Annotated in this window: 14 protein-coding genes; 4 read left to right on the forward strand and 10 right to left on the reverse strand. The window is 68.3% G+C overall.

Annotated features, from left to right (window positions below; genetic code table 11):
* Positions 1–278: 278 nt before the first annotated feature.
* The 7 genes from AC6IW9_RS04820 to AC6IW9_RS04850 form a co-directional block, all read right to left on the reverse strand.
* Complete coding sequence (locus AC6IW9_RS04820) at positions 279–1421, reverse strand: DNA cytosine methyltransferase (RefSeq protein ID WP_497769650.1); 1143 nt, start codon at positions 1419–1421, stop codon at positions 279–281.
* A gap of 140 nt (positions 1422–1561) precedes the next feature.
* Positions 1562–1975, reverse strand: a complete 414-nt coding sequence (rplQ, locus tag AC6IW9_RS04825) for a 50S ribosomal protein L17 (protein ID WP_497769653.1) — start codon at positions 1973–1975, stop codon at positions 1562–1564.
* 174 nt (positions 1976–2149) lie between these two features.
* Positions 2150–3169, reverse strand: a complete 1020-nt coding sequence (locus AC6IW9_RS04830) for a DNA-directed RNA polymerase subunit alpha (protein ID WP_497769656.1) — start codon at positions 3167–3169, stop codon at positions 2150–2152.
* Between the two features lie 99 nt (positions 3170–3268).
* Complete coding sequence (rpsK, locus tag AC6IW9_RS04835; protein WP_497769659.1) at positions 3269–3658, reverse strand: 30S ribosomal protein S11; 390 nt, start codon at positions 3656–3658, stop codon at positions 3269–3271.
* A 120-nt stretch (positions 3659–3778) separates the two neighbouring features.
* Positions 3779–4147 carry a 30S ribosomal protein S13 gene (rpsM, locus tag AC6IW9_RS04840; protein WP_497769662.1) on the reverse strand — a complete coding sequence of 123 codons (369 nt, stop codon included), beginning with the start codon at positions 4145–4147 and terminating at the stop codon, positions 3779–3781.
* 392 nt (positions 4148–4539) lie between these two features.
* On the reverse strand, positions 4540–6723 hold the full coding sequence (scpA, locus tag AC6IW9_RS04845; RefSeq protein ID WP_497769665.1) for a methylmalonyl-CoA mutase: 2184 nt from the start codon (positions 6721–6723) through the stop codon (positions 4540–4542).
* Between the two features lie 148 nt (positions 6724–6871).
* A complete protein-coding gene (locus tag AC6IW9_RS04850) occupies positions 6872–7345 on the reverse strand; it encodes a hypothetical protein (protein WP_497769667.1) in 474 nt (157 codons plus the stop codon).
* Between the two features lie 174 nt (positions 7346–7519).
* Between AC6IW9_RS04850 and AC6IW9_RS04855 the strand changes: the two genes are divergently transcribed.
* Entirely contained in the window at positions 7520–8107 is a 588-nt protein-coding gene (locus AC6IW9_RS04855; RefSeq protein WP_497769670.1) for a LysE family translocator, read from the forward strand.
* 13 nt (positions 8108–8120) lie between these two features.
* Here the strand turns inward: AC6IW9_RS04855 and AC6IW9_RS04860 are convergent, their stop codons facing one another.
* Positions 8121–9326, reverse strand: coding sequence for a DUF2336 domain-containing protein (locus AC6IW9_RS04860; protein WP_497769672.1), 1206 nt, complete (start codon positions 9324–9326; stop codon positions 8121–8123).
* A gap of 112 nt (positions 9327–9438) precedes the next feature.
* Here AC6IW9_RS04860 and AC6IW9_RS04865 point away from each other — a divergent pair, with 112 nt between their 5' ends.
* The 3 genes from AC6IW9_RS04865 (at position 9439) to AC6IW9_RS04875 (ending at position 13918) form a co-directional block, all read left to right on the forward strand.
* Positions 9439–10149, forward strand: a complete 711-nt coding sequence (locus AC6IW9_RS04865; RefSeq protein WP_497769675.1) for an aldolase/citrate lyase family protein — start codon at positions 9439–9441, stop codon at positions 10147–10149.
* A 214-nt stretch (positions 10150–10363) separates the two neighbouring features.
* Complete coding sequence (locus AC6IW9_RS04870) at positions 10364–12826, forward strand: YfhO family protein (protein WP_497769677.1); 2463 nt, start codon at positions 10364–10366, stop codon at positions 12824–12826.
* A 135-nt stretch (positions 12827–12961) separates the two neighbouring features.
* The gene (locus AC6IW9_RS04875) at positions 12962–13918 is read left to right on the forward strand and encodes an RgsD C-terminal domain-containing protein (protein ID WP_497769680.1); all 957 of its coding nucleotides are present in this window, start codon (positions 12962–12964) and stop codon (positions 13916–13918) included.
* 102 nt (positions 13919–14020) lie between these two features.
* Here AC6IW9_RS04875 and AC6IW9_RS04880 read toward each other — a convergent pair whose 3' ends face one another.
* Together AC6IW9_RS04880 and AC6IW9_RS04885 are read right to left on the reverse strand one after the other, a co-directional pair.
* Complete coding sequence (locus AC6IW9_RS04880) at positions 14021–15352, reverse strand: porin (RefSeq protein ID WP_497769682.1); 1332 nt, start codon at positions 15350–15352, stop codon at positions 14021–14023.
* A gap of 256 nt (positions 15353–15608) precedes the next feature.
* Complete coding sequence (locus AC6IW9_RS04885; protein WP_497769685.1) at positions 15609–23168, reverse strand: apolipoprotein A-IV repeat region-like domain-containing protein; 7560 nt, start codon at positions 23166–23168, stop codon at positions 15609–15611.
* Between the last annotated feature and the right edge of the window lie 75 nt (positions 23169–23243).

The following is a 23243-nucleotide window of genomic DNA, read 5'->3' on the forward strand; positions in this document are numbered from 1 at the left end:
TTCGGGCGCGCCGTTGCGAGTCCGGCCGCCGAGCTGCGCGCACCATGTCGGCTATAGGATAGGAACGGGGGTGAGACGTCGTCAATGAAAGCGAAGCGCTTTCGCATGCGACTGGACGTCGCGCGCAATAGCCGAGCGAGACCCGGGGATGTCTCCTCGTCGAGGTCACGGCCGTGTCGGCGCCATTCGTTCTGCGAGGCGATCGAAGCCGCTCTGCCGTTCGAGCGCGCCGGCGAGCGGCATGTCGCGTTTCGAGTGCAACGACAGAAGCGCCGACGTCACGCCGCGCGCCGCGGGCGAATCGCCGCGAGCGCCGGCTCGAAGAGATGCGCAGCGAGATGGCGCACCACGCCGACGACAACGCCGTCGCCGGTGAGATGATAGGCGTCGGCATAGCTGGACGGCAGCGCATAATGCTCCGGCAGCCCCATCAGCCGCGCCGTTTCGCGCGCAGAGATCAGCCGCGAGCGCAACCGTCCGCGCTCGACCACGAGAATGATCTGCCGGCTGGAGCCGCCGGCCGGCGTGCGCAGGCAGCCGGCGACATCGTCGAAGCGCGCCTCGGCCCGCTGGATCTTCTCCCCGCCGGCGCCGTAGCGTGTGCGCCGATAGGCCGTTCCCACGATTCTGCGGCCGGAGGCTTTCGCCGCCTCGACCTTGGCGCGATTGACGACGCTCATCATATCGAGGAGCGCGCGCGTTTCGCCGGCGTCGCGCCAGGCGACGCCATCGGGTTCGTCGTCGAGAAGGTCGGCGAGCGCGACATTGCGCGCGGGCGGCGGCGGCAGCCGCCACCACAGCCATTGTGAACGCAGGCTGTCGGGCAGGCGGTCGAAAGCCGTGTCGAGCGCGCGCGTTCGCCAGAGTGGCGAAGGCTCGTCCGCGAGCAGCGAGGGCGCGAGCGGCAGATCGGCGCGTGCGGCCACGATGAACAGCCGCGGCCGCGACTGCGGCACGAACAGCGCCGCGTCGACGACCAGCGCGCCGAAGCGATAGCCCTGCTCGGCCAGAGCGGCGCCAATGGCGGCGAAGTCGCGCCCGCCATGCGAGGTGAGCGCGCCGCAGACATTTTCCAACGTGAGCAGCGGCGGATGGCGCCCTTCGGCGCGCAGCGCCGAAACGAGGCGCCAGAACGGCCAGAAGGCGCCTGAGCGGGCGCCCCCGAGGCCCGCGCCGACGCCGGCGAGCGAGAGATCCTGGCAAGGAAAGGAAGCCCAGACGAGATCAGCCCGTCCGGGGAGCTGCGACGCCTCCACCGTGCGCACATCGCCCTCGACGAGCTCGCCCGCGCCCCAATTGGCGCGATAGCTCGCGCATTTGCGCGCGTCGAAATCATTGGCGAAGAGGCATCGCCAGCCCGATCCCAATCCGGCGCGGACCATGCCGCCGCCGGCGAAGAATTCGTAATAGCTCGGCGTCATTTCCCGCTCTCGCCCCTCGCTGCGACTATCGACGATTCGGCGCGGGAAGGCCATGTCGCAGGAAGCGCGACGAGCGCGAATGAAAAAGGGGCGGCCTCCCTCGGGCCGCCCCTGAAATCCTCGTCGCGGAGGAAACGGCCTCAGGCCGCCTCTTCCTGCGTCTGCACAGGTCCGGAATCCTGGCCCTTGGCGTCGACATCGCGGTCGACGAATTCGATGACGGCGAGGGGGGCGTTGTCGCCATAACGGAAGCCCGCCTTCAGGACGCGTGTGTAGCCGCCGTTGCGCTCCTTGTAGCGCGGGCCCAGCACGTCGAAGAGCTTCTTGACGAGGTCGGGATCGCGCAGGCGGGCGACGGCCTGGCGGCGCGCATGCAGATCGCCACGCTTGCCGAGCGTCACCAGCTTCTCGACCACGGGCCGCAGATCCTTGGCCTTGGGCAGGGTAGTGACGATCTGCTCATGCTTGATGAGCGCCTGAGCGAGATTGATGAACATCGCCTTGCGATGCTCGTGCGTGCGGTTGAACCTGCGCTTCGCGCGACGGTGATACATTGTGGCGGTCTCCGTTTCTTTTAGCGGCCGCCGTGCCAAGGAACGGCCGTCTCTGTTTCCCTCTCCCGCTCGCGGGAGAGGGTGGCCCCGCGAAGCGGGGGTCGGGGAGAGCCCTCATCCGTCGCGCATGCGCGCGACACCTTCTCCCGCAAGCGGGAGAAGGGGGGTGCGGGATCAATAGTGCTCCTCGAACCTCTTCGCGAGATCGTCGATATTCTCCGGCGGCCAGCCGGGGACTTCCATGCCGAGATGCAGGCCCATCTGAGCGAGCACCTCCTTGATCTCGTTCAGCGACTTGCGGCCGAAGTTCGGCGTGCGCAGCATTTCGGCCTCGGACTTCTGGATGAGGTCGCCGATATAGACGATATTGTCGTTCTTCAGGCAGTTGGCCGAGCGCACCGAGAGCTCGAGCTCGTCGACCTTCTTGAGCAGCGCCGGATTGAAGGCGAGCTGCGGGATCGACGGCGCGGCCTCCTCGCGGCGCGGCTCCTCGAAATTGACGAAGACGCCGAGCTGGTCCTGCAGAATGCGCGCCGCATAGGCGAGCGCATCCTCCGGCGAGACGGCGCCGTTTGTCTCGATCGTCAGCGTCAGCTTGTCATAATCGAGCACCTGGCCGGCGCGCGTGTTCTCGACGCGATAGCTCACCTTCTTGACCGGCGAATAGAGGCTGTCGATCGGGATGAGGCCGATCGGCGCGTCCTCGGCGCGGTTGCGGTCCGCCGGCACATATCCCTTGCCGGTCGCCACGGTGAACTCGACGCGTATTTCCGCGCCCTCGTCCAGCGTGCAGATGACGAGGTCGGGGTTCAGGATCTGCACGTCGCCGGGCGTCTGGATGTCGCCGGCCGTGACCGGGCCGGGGCCGGTCTTCTTGAGCGTCATGCGCTTGACGCCCTCGGCGTGGTTCTTGATCGCAATATCCTTGATATTGAGGACGATGTCGGTCACGTCCTCGCGCACGCCGGGAATGGAGGAGAACTCGTGCAGAACGCCGTCGACATGGATCGAGGTGATGGCCGAGCCCTGCAGCGAAGAGAGCAGAACGCGGCGCAGCGCATTGCCGAGCGTCAGGCCGAAGCCGCGCTCGAGCGGCTCGGCGACCGCGACGGCGATACGGCGCGGATCGACGCCGGCCGTCACCTCGAGCTTGCTGGGCTTGATGAGTTCCTGCCAGTTCTTCTGGATGCTCACTGTGGCGCCTTTCCTTCAGCTCGGCCGGGCTCCGCACGCTGCGCGCGACGCCCTGTCGCAAATCGTCCCGATGAAATTGCTCGGGCAAGACACCCGGGGTCAGACGCGGCGGCGCTTGCGCGGACGGCAGCCATTGTGCGGAATGGGCGTCACGTCGCGGATCGAGGTGACGGTGAAGCCCGCGGCCTGCAGCGCGCGCAGCGCCGATTCGCGGCCCGAGCCCGGGCCGGAGACCTCGACCTCTAGCGTGCGCACGCCATGCTCGCCGGCCTTGCGGGCCGCGTCCTCGGCGGCCATCTGCGCGGCATAGGGCGTCGACTTGCGCGAGCCCTTGAAGCCCATCGCGCCAGCCGACGACCAGGACACGGTGTTGCCCTGCGCGTCGGTGATGGTGATCATGGTGTTGTTGAACGTCGAATTCACATGCGCGACGCCGGAAACGATGTTCTTGCGCTCCCTGCGGCGAACGCGCGTGGTCTCTTTTGCCATTTGTTTCTCGTCCTTCGAACGCGTCCGTAATGCCGGGCGCTAGGGCTCGATGAGGGCGGCGCGCGGCGCGCCCCGCCCAGGTGATCGTCGCGGGCCGAGCCCACGACACGGAAAACCGTCTTATTTCTTCTTGCCGGCGATCGGCTTCGCCTTGCCCTTGCGCGTACGGGCGTTGGTGTGGGTGCGCTGGCCGCGCACCGGCAGCTGGCGGCGATGGCGCAGGCCGCGATAGCAGCCGAGGTCCATCAGCCGCTTGATATTGATCGCCACCTCGCGGCGAAGGTCGCCCTCGACCAGATAGTCGCGGTCGATCGCCTCGCGGATCTGCAGCACTTCGGCGTCGGTCAGCTGGGCGACGCGGCGCTCCGGCGGGATGTTCACCTTCTCGATGATCTCCTGCGCCTTTTTCGGCCCGATTCCGTGGATATATTGGAGCGCGATGACGACGCGCTTGTTGGTCGGTATGTTGACGCCGGCGATACGGGCCATTGGTCTCGTCTCTCCATGTCGGGGGCGGGCGGGGAGCTCGCCGCATTAGGTACGCCCGCGTCCGGTGGAGGCCGGCCCTTGCGGGTCGTGATACGACAACGGCTCCGTTCCCGCTGGCGCGTAACGGAGCTCCCTGCCGTGATCGTGAAGTGGCGCTTCTTAGGCGAAAGAGGCCGCTGCGTCAAGTCGCATACGCCACGAATTCACTGAGCGGAAGGCGACCCGCTCCACCCTCTCACCTCGCCGGACGTGTCGCGGATGGTCTCGAAGACTCGGTCTCTTTATCCCGAGGAGGCCCGAAGGGCCGTCTCGAAGGATGGGCCGCCGCGCCTTCTGGACCATCCTTCGAGGCTTTTTGCCTTCGAGGCTTTTTGCGTTCCGCAAAAAGCGCCTCAGGACGCGGGTGCGGAGGTTGCCTCGGCGGCGCGTTCCCTCTGCGCATAGCCGAGGCGCAGGTTCAGCTCGTCCAGCACTTTCGCCGCGGCCTCGGGAATATTGGTGCCGGGTGGAAAGATCGCCGCGGCGCCGGCGTCGTAGAGCGCCTGGAAATCCTGCTCCGGAATCACGCCGCCGACCACCATCATGATGTCCTCGCGCCCTTCCGCCTTCAACGCGTCGCGCAGCTCCGGCGTCAGCGCGAGATGGCCGGCGGTCATTGTGTTGACGCCGACGATATGCACCTTCTCCTGCGCCGCGCGCTTGGCCACTTCCTCCGGCGTCGCGAACAGGTCGCCGATCACCACCTCGAAGCCGAGATCGGCGAAGGCCGAGGCGATGACCTTCTGTCCGCGGTCATGGCCGTCCTGGCCGAGCTTGGCGACCAGAATCTTCGGCTTGCGGCCCTCGTTCTCGGCGAAGGCCGCGGTCATGCCGCGCACGCGCGCCACCTTGTCGAAACTCTCGCCCGCCTCGCGCGCATAGACGCCCGAGATCACATTGGCCTTGGGCTTGTGGCGGCCGAACACTTTTTCGAGCGCGAAGGAGATCTCGCCGACGCTCGCTTTCGCACGCGCCGCCGCGACCGCCAGCTCGAGCAGGTTGGCGCCGCTCGTCGCGCCTTCGGTCAGGGCGTCGAGCGCCGCTTGCGTCTTCGCCTCGTCGCGCTCGGCGCGCAGGCGCTTCAGCTTCTCGATCTGCGCGGCGCGCACGGCGGAATTGTCGACCTTCAGCACATCGGGCGCGACGTCGTTGGCGGGCCGGTATTTGTTGACGCCGACCACGACCTGCTGGCCGGTGTCGATACGCGCCTGCGTCTTGGCGGCGACCTCCTCGATGCGTTGCTTGGGCAGGCCCGCGGCGATCGCTTCGGCCATGCCGCCCAGTTTCTCGATCTCCTGGATATGCGCCCAGGCCGCCGTCGCGAGCTCGGCGGTCAGCCGCTCGACATAATAGGAGCCGCCCCAGGGATCGATGATGCGCGTCGTGCCGCTCTCCTGCTGCAGCACGATCTGCGTGTTGCGGGCGATGCGCGCCGAAAAGTCGGTGGGCAGCGCCAGCGCCTCGTCGAGCGCATTGGTGTGCAGCGATTGCGTATGGCCCTGCGTCGCCGCCATCGCCTCGACGCTGGTGCGGATGGCGTTGACATAGACGTCCTGCGCGGTGAGCGACCAGCCGGAGGTCTGGCAATGCGTGCGCAGCGTGAGGCTCTTCTCGGATTTCGCGCCGAGATCCTTCATCAGCGGCGCCCACAGAAGGCGCGCGGCGCGGAGCTTCGCCACCTCCATGAAGAAATTCATTCCGATCGCGAAGAAGAAGGAGAGCCGCGGCGCGAAAGCGTCGATGTCGAGCCCGGCGGCGACGCCGGCGCGCACATATTCGACGCCGTCGGCGAGCGTGTAGCCCAATTCGAGATCGGCCGAGGCGCCGGCCTCCTGCATGTGATAGCCGGAGATCGAGATCGAGTTGAACTTCGGCATATGCCTGCTGGTGTAGGCGAAAATGTCGGAGACGATGCGCATCGAGGGGAGCGGCGGATAGATATAGGTGTTGCGCACCATGAATTCTTTGAGGATGTCGTTCTGGATCGTGCCGGTGAGCTTCTCGGGTGGGCAGCCCTGCTCCTCGCCGGCGACGATGAAGAGAGCCAGCACCGGCAGCACGGCGCCGTTCATCGTCATCGACACGCTCATCTGCTCGAGCGGAATGCCGTCGAACAGAGTGCGCATATCGTAGATCGAATCGATCGCGACGCCCGCCATGCCGACGTCGCCCGCGACGCGCGGATGATCGCTGTCATAGCCGCGATGGGTGGCGAGATCGAAGGCGACGGAGAGGCCCTTCTGCCCGGCGGCGAGGTTGCGGCGGTAGAAGGCGTTGGAATCCTCGGCCGTGGAGAAGCCGGCATATTGGCGGATGGTCCAGGGCTGGGCGACATACATGGTCGGATAGGGCCCGCGCACATAGGGCGCGACGCCGGGGAAGCCGTCGATGAAGGAGAGGCCCTCTATGTCCTGCGGACCATAGGAATTCTTGACCTCGATCCCCTCCGGGGTCAGCCAGCGGCGTTCGGCCGCGTCCGGCGCGGAAACCCGGGTCGGGGCGAAGGGGATCGACGCAAAATCGGGAATTCTGGACATTTCCGGCTCTCTGATGGCTCTGGGCGACTATTAGCCAAAAGGAGCGGAGGGAGCAAAGGGGGCGGATCGGGAGACGCTGCTCGAAATTCCGCCGTCTGAAAGCCGGACGCCGAGCCCACGCCTTCGTGGGCATCGACATCGACACCGACTAAGCCGGAACTCCCCACCAGGCCGGGTCGGCGTCATCGTCCGCTTTCTTCGACATGTCGGTCGAGCGCTTGCGGCGCTGTATGCGAATTGCAGCATGCCGACAGTGTGAAATGGATTTTTGCGCGGCGGCCACGAACAGCTTGGTTGCGGCGCGCGCCCAATCTTCGCCCAGTCGACGAATGAGACGCCAAGTCTCCCGTATACGCCCCTGCGCGGCGAATACGGATACCGCGGTGAACACTTCGAAATAGATCAAGACATCCCCAGCATAAAGAATAGCAAGATCGAGAGGAAGCGTATTAATGAATGCGACGGTCAACAATACGATGGCAAGAATACGAAGCACTTTCCAAAGCGTAGCTCGACTGAGGAAAGCCGCAGGAGCCATCCCCGGCTCATCGCGAAAACTCTTGCTCGCCACTATGATGAACACGAAAACGATGCCAACGCCGATCGGCGCCAGTATGTGCATAGCTGCCTCCTCGAGCTTCTGGAAACGTTCAACATTCCTTCCAAACCGACCCATTGCTGAAGGTTCGCGCAGCAGAGGCGGCGTGCAAAATCACCGTGGCATGTGATACGAACTATGGCCGCCTACGACCCGTAGACGATCTTCGATATCACGGGAGTGGAGTCAATTCGAGAAATGGATGTAGCGGGGTTCGTCGCGGCGATTTTGCCAATCGCTTTATCCCCCGGAGCCAGTTTTACGATGGCCGCGAGCAATGTGGCGCGCAGTGGCTTCCGCGGCGTCACGCCCGTGATCTCCGGGACGGCGGCAGGCATCTACATTCATGCGACGATGGCCGGCTTGGGCGTCTCGCGTCTGTTGGTTCAGTCGCCGACGGCAATGAACGTGCTCGAAGTCGCCGGGACAATCTATTTGTTTTGGTTGGCGTTCCGCATGATCGGAGACGGGGCTCGGAGGACGACTCGCATCGATATGGAGAGCGCCGACTCTGTCGCTATGACGGGAGCCGTCGCCGCCAATCTGCTGAATATAAAGCCGATCCTTCTCTACTTGACGGTCGTCCCTCTTTTCGTCGGCGTCGACCCGAGTTCCTATTTCATCGCCGCTTCGATCCATGTATCGATCATGGCGGCATTCCTGACGCTTTGCGGCGCGATTTTCGCGAAAGCTGTGAGAAACGACAGAAGCGGCGATGCTATTGCTGTTTTCAATGTCATTGCCGGCGCCTTCCTGCTGGCGGTCGCCGTGCATGCAGCCTGGTGACCGAAGCAAACCCTCACGCCGCCTCCAGCACATCCGCTTCCAGCGCCGCCATGTCGATCGCCGGCGCGAAGTCTCTCTCCAGCGCGGCGGCCGCGTCGCGCGCGTCCTCGCGCAAGGCCTCGGCCTCGAAGCGGCGCAGCAGCGCCAGCAGACGGTCGAGCTCGCCGCCGTTCAGCTCCTCGCAGGCGGTGAGCGCCCGCTGCACCATCAGCAGCGACAGGCGCGCGCCGCCGCCGGCGCCGCCGCGATAGCCGAAGGCCTGCTGCGCGTCGAGCGCGGCGCGATAGGCCGGCAGCAGATTGGCGGGCATCTCGGCCCGCGCATAGAGGGCGGCGAAGCCCGGGCCGCGGAAGTCGCGCACCAGCCCCGAGACCCGCTGCGGATCGACGCCCGACAATTCGCCGAGCGCCGCCTCCAGCAGCGCGCAATTGCCCGAGAACAGCGCCCGCAGCACGAGACTCGGCGTCAGCCGCCCGCGCCGACGCAGATGCGCGACGAGCGCGCGCACGCCATTGCGGCCGGACGATTGGTCCGCCTCGGCGACGATGACGACATTGGCCTTCTCGCGCGCCTCGCCGACGACGCGCTCGGCGCGCTCGCGCGTGAGCCATTCGCGGTCGATGACGAAAGAGGCGAGGCTCGCCGCCGTGGCGTCGACGAGATCGCTGCGCACCGCGGCGGGAAGGAAGGGCCGCGACAGCAGCGCCTCGCGCAGTTGCGCGTCGTCGCCGAAACGCTCGATCATGCGGCGCATGGAGAAGGCCGGCACATCGGCCCCGGGATTGACGGCGAGGGCGATCGAAGCCTCGCAGGCGCCGACCTCGGCGAGCGCCGCGGCGAGCCCGCTCGGCACATGGGCGCGCAGAGCGATCGCCGTCTGCGCGAAGACGTCGCCGATCGCTGCGCAGTCGATGAGCTCGACCTCGCTGAGCAGCGGCGAGCGCGACAGCACCAGCGAGGCGATGTCCGACTGGTCGTTGGCCAGCGCCGAGACGATCGCATGCGGCGCGTCGCGGGAGTTGGCGAAGATCTCGGCGAGCCTGCGCCGCACCAGCGGCGAGGGATCGTCGAGCAGGGAGGCGAGCGCCGTCTCCGTCTCGCGCCGCATGGCGGGATCGAGATCGGAATGGAGATAGGCCCTCGCCAGGGCGTCGGCGCCGTCGATGCGGCGCGCGGTCGGCGCGCTCTGCGCCCAGTGCAGGAAATCTCTGGCGATCATCTTACGCTTCGACGCCCTATGTTCTCGAACGGATCGGACCGGCGTCTACAATCTCCATTCATGGTAAATGCCCGCTTAAGATCACGATCGGGCGGCGAGGAAGGCGGTTCTCATGCGATCCTGGCTGCTCGTCGAACCCCGGGCGCGAGACCTCGACGCGGCCCTCGCGTCCGAGGCCGACGCGCTCGTCCTCGACCTCGGCGATCTCGACGGCGGCGCGCGCGAAGAAGCCCGCGCCGCCGTGACCTCCTTCCTCGACCGTGCGCGGAACCGTGGACCGGCCCTATGGGCGAAGGTCGCGCCGCTCGACAGCCCGTCGATCGACGACGACCTGGCCGCGGTCGTCGCCGGCGGCGCGCGGGGCGTCGTCTTGCCGCGGGCCTGCGGCGGGGCGAGCGTGCAGCATCTCGCCGCCAAGCTCGCCGTCGCCGAGGCCGAGGCGGGCCGCGAGGACGGCGCGACGCGCATCCTGGCTCTCGCCACACAGACTCCGGCGGCGATCTTCGCCTTGGGAGGTTATGTCGGCGCTTCGCAAAGGCTCGGGGCGCTCGCTTTCGACACGGAGCCGCTCCGCCTCGCGCTCGGCGCCGCGCCCGACGAGGAGGCTTTGCGCGCACCGTCCTCCCCCTTTGCTCTGGCGCGCGCGGGTCTGCGTCTGGCGGCGGCGGCGGCGGGAGTCGCGGCGATCGACCGGCCCTTCCCTGCATGGGGCGACGCGGCGGGCCTCGCCGCCGAATGCAGCGCCGCGCGCCGCGACGGATTCTCGGGGAAGCTCGCCGCCTCTTCCCGGCAGCTGCGGGAAATAAATGCCGCTTTCGCGTGATCCGGGCTCTCGCTAGAGCTCTTTCCGCTCGAACGGAATCGTTCGAGCGATCAGAATTCGCTCCAAATAAAAAGCTGGACCGGGCGCCCGATCGTTCATCATGAGTTCATCAGAACGACCTCAATTTGGGCGCCCCGCGTGAAGCCCATCAGGCCGACGGCGCGACGATTCGCTCGCGCTCGACGCCGCGCGCGCAAAGGAAGAGACAGTCGAGATGACGATCAGCGACCGCCCGCTCGGCGTACCGGCGACCGGCGCCGCGCCGGGCGCGCTCGAGGAGACGCGCCGGGCCCTGGCCGGGCCCTCGGGACCGAACGCGCATTGCTGGACGCCAGGGGAGAGCCTCCTCGCCTTCGCGGCGCTCGCCGGATTCATGGCGCTCGCGGCCCTCTGCTGGGCGGCGAGCGGGGCGGTCGTGCCCTGGGATTCGAAGAATCATTTCTATCCCATGTTCCGCTTTCTGGGACAGGCTTTGCAAAGAGGCGAGCTGCCGCTCTGGAACCCCTATCATTTCGCCGGACATCCGGCTGTCGCCGATCCGCAGTCGCTGATCTTCACGCCGACTTTCTTCGTCTTGGCGCTGCTGTTCCCTTCGGCCTCGATGCAGAGCTTCGACCTGTTCGTGTTCCTGCATCTGCTGATGGGGGGCGCCGGCGTGCTGGCGATCTGCCGGCGCTTCGGCTTCGCGCCGGTCGCGGCGGTGCTCGCGGGAGCGATCTTCATGTTCGGCGGCGTCGCCGCCTCGCGCCTTCAGCACACGGGGATGATCATCTCCTACAGCTTTTTCCCGCTCGCTCTGTGGCGGCTGGAGATCATGCTGGAGCGTCCGCTCGTGCGCAACGGCGTGCTGTTCGGCCTCGCCGCGAGCCTCATGGCGCTGGGGCGCGATCAGGTCGCCTATCTCTTCTGCGTCACGCTGATCGGGCGCGTTCTCCACGCGGCGGGGGCCTCGCGCCGTCCGCTCGCCTTTCTCGCCGAACGCTGGCCGTCGCTGCTCGCGGCCGGGGTCGCAGGCGGAGCCATCCTGGCGGCGCCCGTGCTGCTCACGCTGCAATTTCTGGCGAGCTCCAACCGGCCGGCCATCGCTTTCGGCGTCGCCGCCGCCGGCTCTCTGGCTCCGGTGAATTTCGCCACCATGCTCGCGCCCGATATTTTCGGCTCTCTGGCCAAGAGCTACGCCTATTGGGGTCCCGGCTATGACACGATGAGCGAGCCCGACTGGACGGACCGGGCCATCGACTATCTCTTTATCGGCACGGCGCCCATGGCGCTCGGGCTCTGGCACGGCCTCGCCGGCGGCCGCGTCTTCGCGCGGGAGACGCGCTTCGTCCATTACATGCTGACCGGCGCGCTGATCTACACGCTCGGCCGCTGGACGCCTCTGTTCGAGCCGATCTACGACTTCTTTCCCGGCGTCTCGCTCTATCGTCGGCCGGCCGACGCCGCCTTCGTGCTCAACGCCGGCTTTGCGCTCTCCAGCGGCTATCTGCTGCACCGCTACATCGTCCATGGCTCGCCGCGGCCTTTCCAGAAAATGCCGCGACCGCTGGCCTACGCCCTGCAGGCCTGCGCCTTCGGGGTCGCGCTCGCCCTGCTGTTCGGCGGGCTGGCCTTCTCGCTGGAGCGAGGCCATGGGCGCGACGCGCTCGTCGCCATCGCCTTCGCGCTCGCGGCGGGCGGCGGCGCGGCGCTCGTCCTCGTCTTCGGCGAGCGGCTGGACAAGAGGGGCCTCGCCGCCGCGCTGCTCGTCGCCGCCACCTGCGGCGAATTATTGTGGCGCAACGCCGCCGATCCGCTGAACGCCGAGCCGGCGGCGCGCTATTCGATCCTCGGCGAACCCTCCCCCGCCGAGCGCCAGGCGATCGCCGCCCTCGGCCGGGAGATTTCCGAACGCGAGGCCAAGGGCGAACACCCGCGCGTAGAGATATTGGGGCTGCCGGGCGGGTGGCAGAACGCCTCGATGATGCTCCGCCTCGAGGACACGATCGGCTATAATCCGCTGCGCATCTCCGATTACGAGCGCGCGATCGGCCCCGGCGACAACGCCGTCGATCCCGATCTGCGCCACTATCCGGCGACCTTCCGCGGCTATCGCTGCAAGCTCGCGCGATTGCTCGGCCTCGATTATCTCGTCCTCGGACGACCGCTCGCGCGCATGCCGCGGCACATGCCGCGCCCGAACGCCACGCCGATCTTCGTCTCCGACCAGATCTACGTCTACAGGCTCGGCCGCCCGGCCGCGCCGCGCGCCTATTTCGCCTCGCATGTCGTCGAAGTGGATTCGGACGAGGCGATCGCCGACGACGAGATTCCCGAATTCGACAGCTCGCGCGAGGCGCTCGTCGACCTCGCCGACAAGGCGCGCCTCGATCCGGCGCTCACGGCGACGGAGACGGCGGCGCGATCGAAGGTCGCGATCGTCTCCTACGAGGGCGAGCGGATCCTGATCGAAGTCGACGCCGATCGAGACGGGCTGCTCGTGCTGCACGATCTCTATTATCCCGGCTGGGAGGCGCGCGTCGACGGGCTTCCGGCGCCGATCGTCAAGGCGAATATTCTCTTTCGCGGCGTGCCGACGCCGAAGGGGCGCCATCGCGTCGAATTCCTATTTCGGCCGTTTTCCCCGACCAATCTGGCCTCGGCCGCCGCGTCGCTGGTCGAGCGCGGAACGGAGTAGCGGTTTGCGCCAGGTCGACCGAGGCGTTCCGCGGCGCGCGCCTTCGGGCTCACGCTCCGAAGCGCGCCGATTGGACGACACGCCGCCACAGGCCTTTGATCGGCCCGGCCTTTCCTCGAACGAGCCCCGCAGCGCATGAAGACATGGTTGCTCGCCGGTTTCGCTCTGCTTCTCGGCGGCGCCGGCTGTGCGCTGGCCGAGACGCCGGCGCAGGCCTCGACGCCCAAGGTCGGCGGACAGGCGGCCAAGCCGGCCGCTGCGCCGGCGGAGGCGTCTCGGTCCTCGGCGACCTTGCGGCTCAGCGCCGTGCTGACGCCGGCCGACGTCACTCCCGTGCGGGGCGGGATCGTCTGGCGGATATTCGAAGAGACGCCGAGCGACGACGGCGCCCGCAAGCTCGTCGCCGAGTCGAAGGACGCGACGCCGGCGCAGGAGCTGCAAGACGGCGTCTACATCGTCCATGCGGCGTTCGGCCTCGCCGGCGCGACGCGACGGGTGGTGATCGAAGGCGGCAATGTCGACGAACGACTGGTGCTGAACGCCGGCGGGCTCAGGCTCGTCGACATGCTGGGCGACACGCCGATCCCCGCCCCGCGCCTCGCGATCTCGATCTATCTTCCGGAGCGGGGCAATTCCGAAGCGAAGCTGGTGCTGGCCAATGCGAAGGCAGGCGAGATCCTGTGTCTCCCGGAGGGCTCCTATCATATCGTCTCGACGCTGCTCGACACCACGCAGGGCGCGCAGGGCGACAATAATTCGACCAATTCCGTGGTCACCACCGACCTGCGCGTCGCCGCCGGCAAGCTCATCGAAGCGACGTTGCGCCATCGCGCGGCGACCATGACGTTGAAGCTCGTCAATCAGCGCGGAGGCGAGGCGCTCGCCAACACCTCCTTTTCGGTGCTGACGCCGGGCGGAGACGTGATTCGCGAGTTGATCGGCGCCTTTCCCTCCCTCGTGCTCGCGGAGGGCGAATATGTCGTCATCGCCCGCCATGACGGGAAGACATATCAGGAGACCTTTCGGGTTCAGAGCACGCAGGATCGCGAAGTGGAGATCGCGACCAGCGCTCCGGCCTCGGAAACGCCCTGACCGAAACAAAAAAGCCTCGCGCCGCGGAAAGGCGCGAGGCCCGATTCGGGCTTCGGAAGCGAAGAGAGCCGCCCACGCAGGGTCGCGGGCGGCGGGTCCGGCTCACCTCAGCGAGAACGGAATGATCACATCCATGGCGAACATGCCGCTGGTCTTCTTCCGTCCGCCGTCGAAGGGCGCGTTTCCGGTCAAGGAGGTGTCCCAACGGAACTCGGGCCGGAAGATCAAGCCTTGCATGATGGGAGTGTCCGGGAAGGGCGGGGTGATGGTCGCGCCGATGGTCAGCTCCAGAAAGGAGGTCGGGCTCGGGGCGAACATCGCCGTGTAGGCCGGGAAGCCGTGGGCCCCGTTGACGGCGTCGAAATAGCCGGGGAACGCCGCGACGAAGAAATTATTGTTGTCGCGGAAATATTCGGCGCGGCCATTGATGGTGAAGATGTCGTTTATCTTGTAGGAGGCGTATCCCGCGACGCCGTAAGCGTCGACGCCCTGCGCCTGTCCCCAGAAATTCGGGTTCCATCCGTCGTCATGGAAATAAGCGCTGTCGATGGCCAGGGTCAGGTCGTCGGTGGCTTTCCAGGTCGCGGTGAGATTGTTGTAGTAGCGCCACGTCGTATTGGGATTGCAGGCGCAGGCCGTCGGCGTGTCCGGCCAGCCGACGCCGAGCGGATCGAGCTGCTTCGGCGTCTCGGGGCCCGAATGGGTGATGAGATTGATCGTCAGCGTTTCGTTCAGCAGCTTCAAGCTGAAGCCGCCATGGAAGGCGGCGGCGTTGTTGTTGTCGCCCGGCCAGCCGATGCTCGTGTTCGTGCCCGTCGTCACGCCCGCGAGGACGTCGAGCCATTCCGTGACGTGGGTGGTCGTCATCACGCCCGTGTGCATGAACGGGCCGAAATTGAAGATATAGGAGTGCGTGTAGAAGAGATTGTCCTTGGCCGTGATCACCTCGAAGCCGTTGTAGGTGACGAACTGGCCGAACTTCACGTCGACGCCGCCCTGGGTGAGAATCGGCAGATGGACGAGTCCGTGCGCCTCGACGAGCGCGAGCTGGGCGCGGTCCCAGATCAGATAGTCGAGCTCGCCGAGATAATGCGTGTAGCGTCCATCCGTGCCGTAGAGCCATTGCACCTTGAAGCCGAAATCGAGCTCGTCGGTCGCCTTCGGATCGAGCGGACGCTGGAAGGTCAGCACGGCCTGGTTCAACGTCGGCTGGTTACGGTCGGTGAACAGATGACCGAAGTTTATCCCAGTGACCGGGTTGGCGAAATTGGCCACGATGCCGCCGTCCACGAAACCGTCGATCGTCAGAGTGTCGAACCAGTCCGGCGGGGGCGGGGGCGTGATAGCCGCCTTCTTCGAGGCGAGATCGGCGGCGAATGCGGCGTTGGCGAGGAGCGCTGTCGCGGCGACTCCCGTCAAAAGTGTCAACTTCATGATTCGGCTCCCGAAGTGGAATCATTCTTCACAGGAACCTTTGCAGAGTGAAGCTGAGCAGTTCAAGCCGAACAGGGGAGCAAATGCCTACCGGATGTGCAAATGCGGCCGCCGGAAGTTTTTTCTTCCTAAGAGTGACCAAAATGTCACAATTCTGAATGTATTTGGACAAAGCCGACAGTGTGAAAACCGACAAAATGGCCGGCGGGCGCCGAAAATGCGGCGCGCCTCGGACTCCTCCCCTCGGGAGGAGGGCTCACTCGAAGCGACCCGAGGCATGGCCGAGCATGGTGTAGACTTTGCCGGCGTCGGAAATGAGATAGCCGCGGGTCAGCGCGCCGTCCCGGTCGTTGCGGCCCGTCTCCATCAGAAGCCGCTCGAACTCTTGAATATAATGGTCGACAGTGGCGCGGAACTCCGCGTCCACGCGGCAGCGGCGGCGGATCTCTTCGAAGGTCTGCTGGCCCTGTGGCGTATAGAGCCGGCGTCCGAAAGGCGCCTTCTCGCCGCGCTGGAACCGCTCCCACAGATCTGTCACTGCCGCCTGATCGACCATTCGGGCGATGTCGAGCGTGAGACTGTCGAGCGCGCCGCTCGGCTTGTGCCGGGCGGGGACTCCATGGGAGCGCGGCGCGGGCGGCTCGTCGCGCGAGGCGCGCGCCAGCAGGTCCGAGAGCCAGCCTCCTTCCGCGGGCTCCGCGCGAGAGGCGGGGGCCGGCTGCTGCGGCATGGCGCGCGCGCGGACCTGATGATCCTCACGCGGACGCGGCGGGGCGGACCAGGCGGGCTCGACCGGACGCGGCGGCGGAGGCGCCGGAGCGGCGGCGACCGCCGGGGCCGCTTCGTAGGTCCGGCGCGGGGCGGCGGCCGGCGGCGGGGCGGCGGGCCCCGGCTCGGCGATGTCATAGACGCGGCCGGAGCGCGCGACGATGTCGGTCAGCTCGTTGAGCGCCTTCACCTGTTCGCCCACGACGCGCCGCAGCGCGGCCGCCTGCTCCGCGGTTTCGCGCGGCAGGTCCTGGGCGCCGCGCCGCACCTCGTTGCGCGTCGCATCCAGCTCGCGCTGAATCTCCAGCGACATGCCGCGCATCTCGGCGGCGGCGGCGTTGAACTTCTCCGTCGCATCGCCGAAAATCCGAGTGAGCTCCCCGTTGGCCTGATCATAGGCGGCGCGCAGGGCCGCCGAGGTCTGTTCGCTCTCGCGCGCGGCGGTCTCGCGCACGGCGGCGAAGCGCTCGTCCACGAGATCGGCCGTCTCGCGTGTCGATTGAGCGAGAAGGCCGCCCACGGCGCGCGCGCGCTCCTCGACCCGCCGGAAGCTCTCCTCGACGAGGCCAGTGAAGGCCGCGATCGCCCCTTCGAAATCCTTGCGCTTGTCCTCGACGAGGCCAACGAGCCCCTCGAGCGAGCGCCGGCGCGCATCCAGCGCCTGATCGAGCTGCGTCTGAGTCTCGGCGAGCTTGTCGACGCTCTGCGTCAACGTCTGCCGATGGCTGTCCATCGCGCCGACGATCTCCTGGGCCTCGCTGATCGTCCCGCCCGACAATTCGCCGAGTCGTGCGACTTGCGACGACACCTCGCCGATCGCGCCCTGGAACTCGTGCAGCCGGCCGGAGAGCTCCGACTCGAGCCCCTCGAGGTTCGATCCCGCCTGATCGATGATGGTCTGCAGAGAGGCGTTGGTCGCGCCGAGCCGATCGAGCACGTCGGGCAGCTCCTTGCGCAGCTTGTCGTTGACCGAGAGCAGCGCGCGCACCGACCCCTCCGCGCCCGTCTCCAGCGCCGTCCTCAGCTCCGTCGTCGACTGCTCGATGGATGCGGTGATCTCGGCGCGCTTCTCGCCGAGGTGCTGGACGATGGTCGAGCCGCGGCTCTCGATCGCATGGGCGACCAGCTCGCCGACATTGGCGAGCTCGCGCGTCACCTCGCCGCCGCGCTCGCCGAGCGTCGTCTGGATCTGCGTCATCCGCTCGTCGAGCGTCGCGCTGATCTCGCCGACGCGCTTGGTCAGCGCCTCGCCCAGATCGCCGGTGCGCGCGTGCAGCGTCGCGTCGAGGTCGCGCTTGGCGCCCGCCAGAGTGGCGTTGATCTCGGAGATGCGCGCGCCGATCATCTCGACGACGAGGCGCGAACGCTCGCCGATTTCTGTCGAGACAGCGTCGAGCCGGCCGACCACATTGTTCTCGAACACGCCGATGCGATTGTCGAGGGTGCCGGCGATTTCCTCGGCGCGGCCGCCGAGCGTGGCGTTGATCTCCTCGGCCTTGGTCGACAGCGTGTCGGCGAGCTGCGTCGAACGCTCGAGCAGCACCGCGTCGATCTCCTTGACCTTCTCGTCGAGCGAGCGGATCACCTCGCGGCCGCCGTCGCCCATCGAGCGGGCGACCTCGACGGCGTGGCGCGAGAGCGTATCCTGGAAGCTCTTGCTGGCCGAGGTCAGCCCCGCGTCGATGCGCTCCACGAGCCCGTCCATGCGGTCGACCGCCTCGCGGGTGCGCTCGTTGGACACCGCTTCGAAGGATTCGATCTTGGAGGCCATGGCGCCGGCGATCTCCTCCGCCCGCGCGCCGAGCCGCTCGACGAGCGCCGCGCCGTCCTTCGCGATCGATTTGTCGATCGCGGCGAACTGCCGCCGGACCCCGTCGGACAAGGTCTTCGACTGCTCGGCGAGACGCCCGGAGAGCGCGTCGGACTGTTCGGAAAGACGCGCCACCAGCTCTCCGCCGCCCTCGCCGACGGCCCGCTCCACCGCGGCGAACCGCTGCCCCACATCCTCGGAGAGACGCTGCGATTGCTCGCCGAGCCGCGCGGAGAGCGCGTCGGACTGTTCGGAAAGGCGCGCGATAAGCTCTCCGCCGCCTTCGCCGATGGCCCGCTCCACCGCGGCGAGCCGCTGCTCCACGTCGTCGGAGAGACGCTGCGATTGCTCGCCGAGCCGCGCGACGAGCGCGTCGGACTGTTCGGAAAGGCGCGCGACCAGCTCCCCGCCGCCCTCGCCGATGGCGCGATCCACCTCGGCGAGCTGCCGCTCCACATCCTCCGAGAGGCGTTGAGACTGCTCGCCGAGCCGCGCAGCGAGCGCGTCCGAACGCTCGGCGAGGCGCGTCACCAGCGCCCCGCCGCCTTCGACGATCGTGCGATCGACGGCGACGAGGCGGCTGCCCAGTTGCTCCGCCAGCCGCTGCGACTGCTCGCCGATGCGGGCGGCGATCTGCTCCCCCTCCTGCTGCAGCGTGGTCTCGAAAGCGGCGATCTGTTCGGAAACTCCGCGCGCGATCCGCTCGCCGCCGGCGGCGAGCGTCGCGGCGACCTCGCCGCCATGGCCGAGCACCGTCGTCTCGAAGGCGGCGATGCGCTCGGCGATCGCCTCTTCGATGCGCTCGCCCTGCGTCGATATGGCGAGCACCGCCTCGCCCGCCGTCGTCGAGAAGCGCTCCTGCAGAGAGGCCGACTGCTCCGCGAGCGCGCCCGCCACATCGGCGACGCCCTGCCCGAGGCCGGCGCGCAGCTCCGCGCCGCCCGTCGCGAAGACCGCCTCGGCCCGTCTCTGCGCTTCGGCCAGAGAATGCGACGCTTCTCGCGTGGCCCGCTCGATCGCGTCGAGCCGCACGGTCAGCGCGCCGTCGACCTTCTGCGTCTGCTCGGCCACGGCCGCGGCCGCCTCGCCGGTCTGGCGCGACACCTGCTCCTCGAACGCCGTCAGCCGCTCCGACAGCACGGAGGCGATCTTCTCGGAGTGCTCGGCGACGCGGGTCGCCACCTCGTCGCCATGGCGCACCACCGTCTCCTCGAAAGCGGCGAGGCCCTGCGAAAGATAGGCGCCGATCTCGTCGCCGCGCTCGACGAGACGCGAGACGGTCTCGTCGCCGCGCGCCGCGACGCGCTCCTCGAAAGCCGCGAGGCCTTCGGACATCGCGGCGCCGATGCGGTCGCCGCCCTCCGCGAGGCGCTGGGCCGTCTCCTCGCTCTGGCGGGAAATCTGCTCGCCGAGCGCCGCGAACTCGCCGGCCACGGAGACCGTGAGGCGCGCGCCATGCTCGGCGAGCCGAGCGACGGCGGCCTCGCTCTGCTGGGCGACGCGCCGCTCGAAAGTGGCGACGCCATCGGACACCGCGGCGCCGATGCGCTCGCCCTCCACGACGAGACGCGCCGCGAGATCGTCGCCCCGGCACAGAACCTGATCCTCGAAGGCGGCGAGCCCGTCCGACACGGTCGCCCCCAGCTTGTCGCCATGGGTGACGAGCCGACCGACCACATGTTCGCTGTGGTCGATGACGCGCGCCTCGAAGGCGGCGAGGCCTTCGGAGACGGCGGAGCCGATCGTGTCGCCCTGGGCGACGAGGCGCCGGGTCGCCTCCTCGCTGCGGTCGAGGACGCGCGCCTCGAACGCCGCGAGCCCGTCCGACACGAGCGAGCCGATCGCGTCGCCATGCTCGACGAGCCGCGCCGCCGCCTCGTCGCTGTGGCCGACGACCCGCTCCTCGAAGGCGGCGAGGCCCTCCGCGACGACGGAGCCGATCGCCTCGCCCTGCGCCGCGAGCCGAGCCGCCGCTTCGGAGCTGCTCTCGGAGACGCGCGCCTCGAATTTGGCGAAGCCTTCGGAGACGACCGCGCCGAGCGTCTCGCCATGGGCCGCGAGCTTCTCGGCGATATCCTCGCTGTGGCCGGCGACGCGGCTCTGAAAGACGGCGAGGCCTTCCGCGACGGCCGTCCCGATCGCCTCGCCCTGGGCGGAGAGACGCGCCGTCGCCTCTTCGCTGCGGCCGGCGACGCGCTCCTCGAATTTGGCGAAGCCTTCCTCGACGATGGAGCCGATCGATTCGGCGTGGGCGGCGATCCGGCTCGCAATGTCCTCGCTGTGACCGACCACCCGCTCCTCGAAGGTCGAGATCCCGTCCGTGACCATGGCGCCGATCGCGTCGCCATGGGCGACGAGGCGGTTCGCCGCCTCCTCGCTGTGGCCGACGACCCGCTCCTCGAAGGCGGCGAGCCCCTCCGACACGGTCGCGCCGATCGTCTCGCCATGGGCGGAGAGACGCGCGACGGCCTGCTCGCTCTGCGAGACGACGCGCCGCTCGAAGGCGGCGAGCCCCTCGGCCACCGAGGAGCCGATCGTCTGGCCGTGCTTGAGCAACCGCGAGGTCGCCTCCTCGCTCTGTCCGAGTACGCGCTCCTCGAAACCGGAGAGTCCCTCGGCGACCATCGCGCCGATGGCGTCGCCATGGGCGACGAGACGGTTCGCCGCCTCCTCGCTGTGGCCGACGACCCGCTCCTCGAAAGCGGCGAGCCCGTCCGACACCGCCGCGCCGACCGATTCGCCCTGCGCGGCGAGACGCGCGGCCAACTCATCGCCCTGCGCGGCGACGCGCCGCTCGAAGCTCTCGAGCCCTTTCGACACCGCCGCGCCGATCGTCTCGCCCTGGGCGACGAGGCGGGCGACCGCCTGCTCGCCCCGGTCGACGACATTTTTCTCGAAGGCCCCAAAGCCCTCCGACAGACCGGCGCCGATGGCGTCGCCATGGGCGACGAGACGGCTCGCCACATCTTCGCTGTGGCCGACGACCCGCTCCTCGAAAGCCGCCATCCCATCCGACAGCGCGGAGCCGATCGCCTCCCCCTGCGCGGAGAGACGCGTCGCCGCGGCGTCGCTCTGCTCGGCGACGCGCTTTTCGAAGGAGGCGAGACTCTTCGAGACCGCCGCGCCGATGGCGTCGCCATGGACGAGGAGGCGGCTCGCCGCCTCCTCGCTGGGAAGGACGACGCGCTCTTCGAAGGCGGCGACGCCTTCGGAGACGACCGAGCCAATGCGCTCACCCTGCTCGAGCAGGCGGGCCGCCGCCTCTTCGCCGAGACGCAGGACGATATCCTCGAATTGCTGGACGCCCTGCGCCATGATCGCGCCGATCTGCTCGCCATGCGCGCCGAGGCGCTGCTCGGTCTCCTCGCCCTGCGCGGCGACGCGGGCGTCGAATTCGGCGAGGCTCCGCGTCACCGTGGATTCGAGGCGCTCGCTCTGCTCGGCGACGCGCGCAGCCGCGGCGCCGCCGTGGCGTGCGACGCTCTCCTCGAAAGCCGCGAGGCGTTCGGCGAGCGTCTCGCCGATGCGGTCGCCATGCGTGGCGATGGCGGCGACCGCCTCGCCGGCGACCGTCGCGAAACGCTCCTGCAGCGAAGAGGTCTGCTCGGCCATGGCCCCGGCGCTCTCTGCGAGATTTTGCGCGAAGCGGGCGTGCAGTTCCTCGCCATGCGCCTCGAAATCGCTCGCGGCGCGCTTGCGCGTCTCCTCGAGCAGAGCCGCGATGCGATCGCCCGCGGCGCCGAACGCCTCCTCCGTCGCCTTCGTCTTGGCGGACATCTCGACCGCGAGACTCTCGGTCGCCTCGGCCAGCGCGCGCTCCAGCGCGCCGCCGTGGGTCACGATCGCGTCGTCGACGCGCGCGCCGGTCTCGGCGAGCCGCTCGACCAGGCTGTCGCCGCGCTCGCCGACGTTCTTGGCGAGCGCCGATCCGAGCTCGTCGAGCCGTTCGACGATCGAGGAGCTGCGCTGCGCGAGATCGGCGGCGAGCGTTTCACCGCGCTCCTTCAGCTTGCGATCGGCCTCCGACACGCCATCCGAGAAACGGCGGGTCACATCCTCCGTCGCTTCGCCGAGGCCACTGGTGATGGCCTCGCCTGCGGCCGCGAGACGCTTCACCATATCGTCGCCGCGGCTCGTCAGCGTCGCATTGAAGCCGTCGCCGACGCGCTCCAGGGCGAGGCGGATCTCTTCGCCCTTGGAGCCGAGCGCCGCGGTCACGCGGCCGCCGGCGTCGCTGACCGTCTCGGCGAGATGGCTCGAGGTCGACTGCAGCTCCTGCGAAAGGGATTCGCGTGCGCCGAGCAGGGCGGTGCGGGCGTTGTCGGCGTTGACGAGGATCGCCTCGCGCTCGCGCGTCAGCTCGTCGATGAGCAGGCGGATGCGGCGCTCGTTCTCCGAATAGGAGCGCTCGAGATTGGAGACCTCGGTTCGCACGATGATCTCGAGCTCGCTGGCCCGGGCGAGCGCGCGCTCGATGCCGTCGCCCATCGACGCGGCCTCGCGGCGGATCGCCTGCGAGAGCGTCACCACCTGCTCCGTGGCGATGGTCTCCGGCTCTATGAGCCTTATCGCCACCTCGGCCATGGAATTGGCGACCTGCTTCATTTCATGGGCGCGGCGCGCCATGACGCCGGTCACGAAAATGAAGACGACGGGCCCGGCGAGCGCGAGCAGCGTGAGCACCGGCTTGGGCGCGAGGAAGGAGCCGTCGCGGTCGAGAATGTCGCCCTGGTTGAAATAGACGAACAAGGTCCACAGCAGCGCCCAGGCGACGATCGACGCGAAAGTGTAGGCGAGAATGGCGTTGTTGGGACGCGCCTGCAGCGCCTGCCGGAGCCGGCCGACCGTCTGGCGGTCGTCATTGGCGGGCGCGGCGGCCGGCGCGACGGGGGCGGGCTTTTGCGGAGGCGTATTGCGCGGCGGCGCGGGCGGCGGCGGCGCGGGCTCGGTCCGGCGCGGGAGGGCGGGCCCGCGCGGCGTCTCCGGCGTGCGGCGCGCCTGCAGGCCGAGGCCGAGCGTGCGCGGCCGGTCCTTGACGGCGGCCTTGCCGGCCTCCGCGATCGTCTCGACCTTTTCCGCGGCCTCGACCGTCTCGGCCGGTTCGGCCTCTTCGGACCCCTTCGGCTCGACGGGCGCGGCGACGACTTTGGCCGCCGCCTCGGGCTCGACGCCCAAATTCAACGCCTCCTCGATCGCCGACAGCGCAGCGGTCGCCGCGTCTTGGGTCTTGCCCGACATCGCCATTTTCCGTTTCTCCGAGCGGACTTGTTCGTCGCAATTACGCCGCCCACCCTCGATCCCGCCCACATCGAG

Source organism: Methylosinus sp. shoA, from assembly GCF_059718125.1.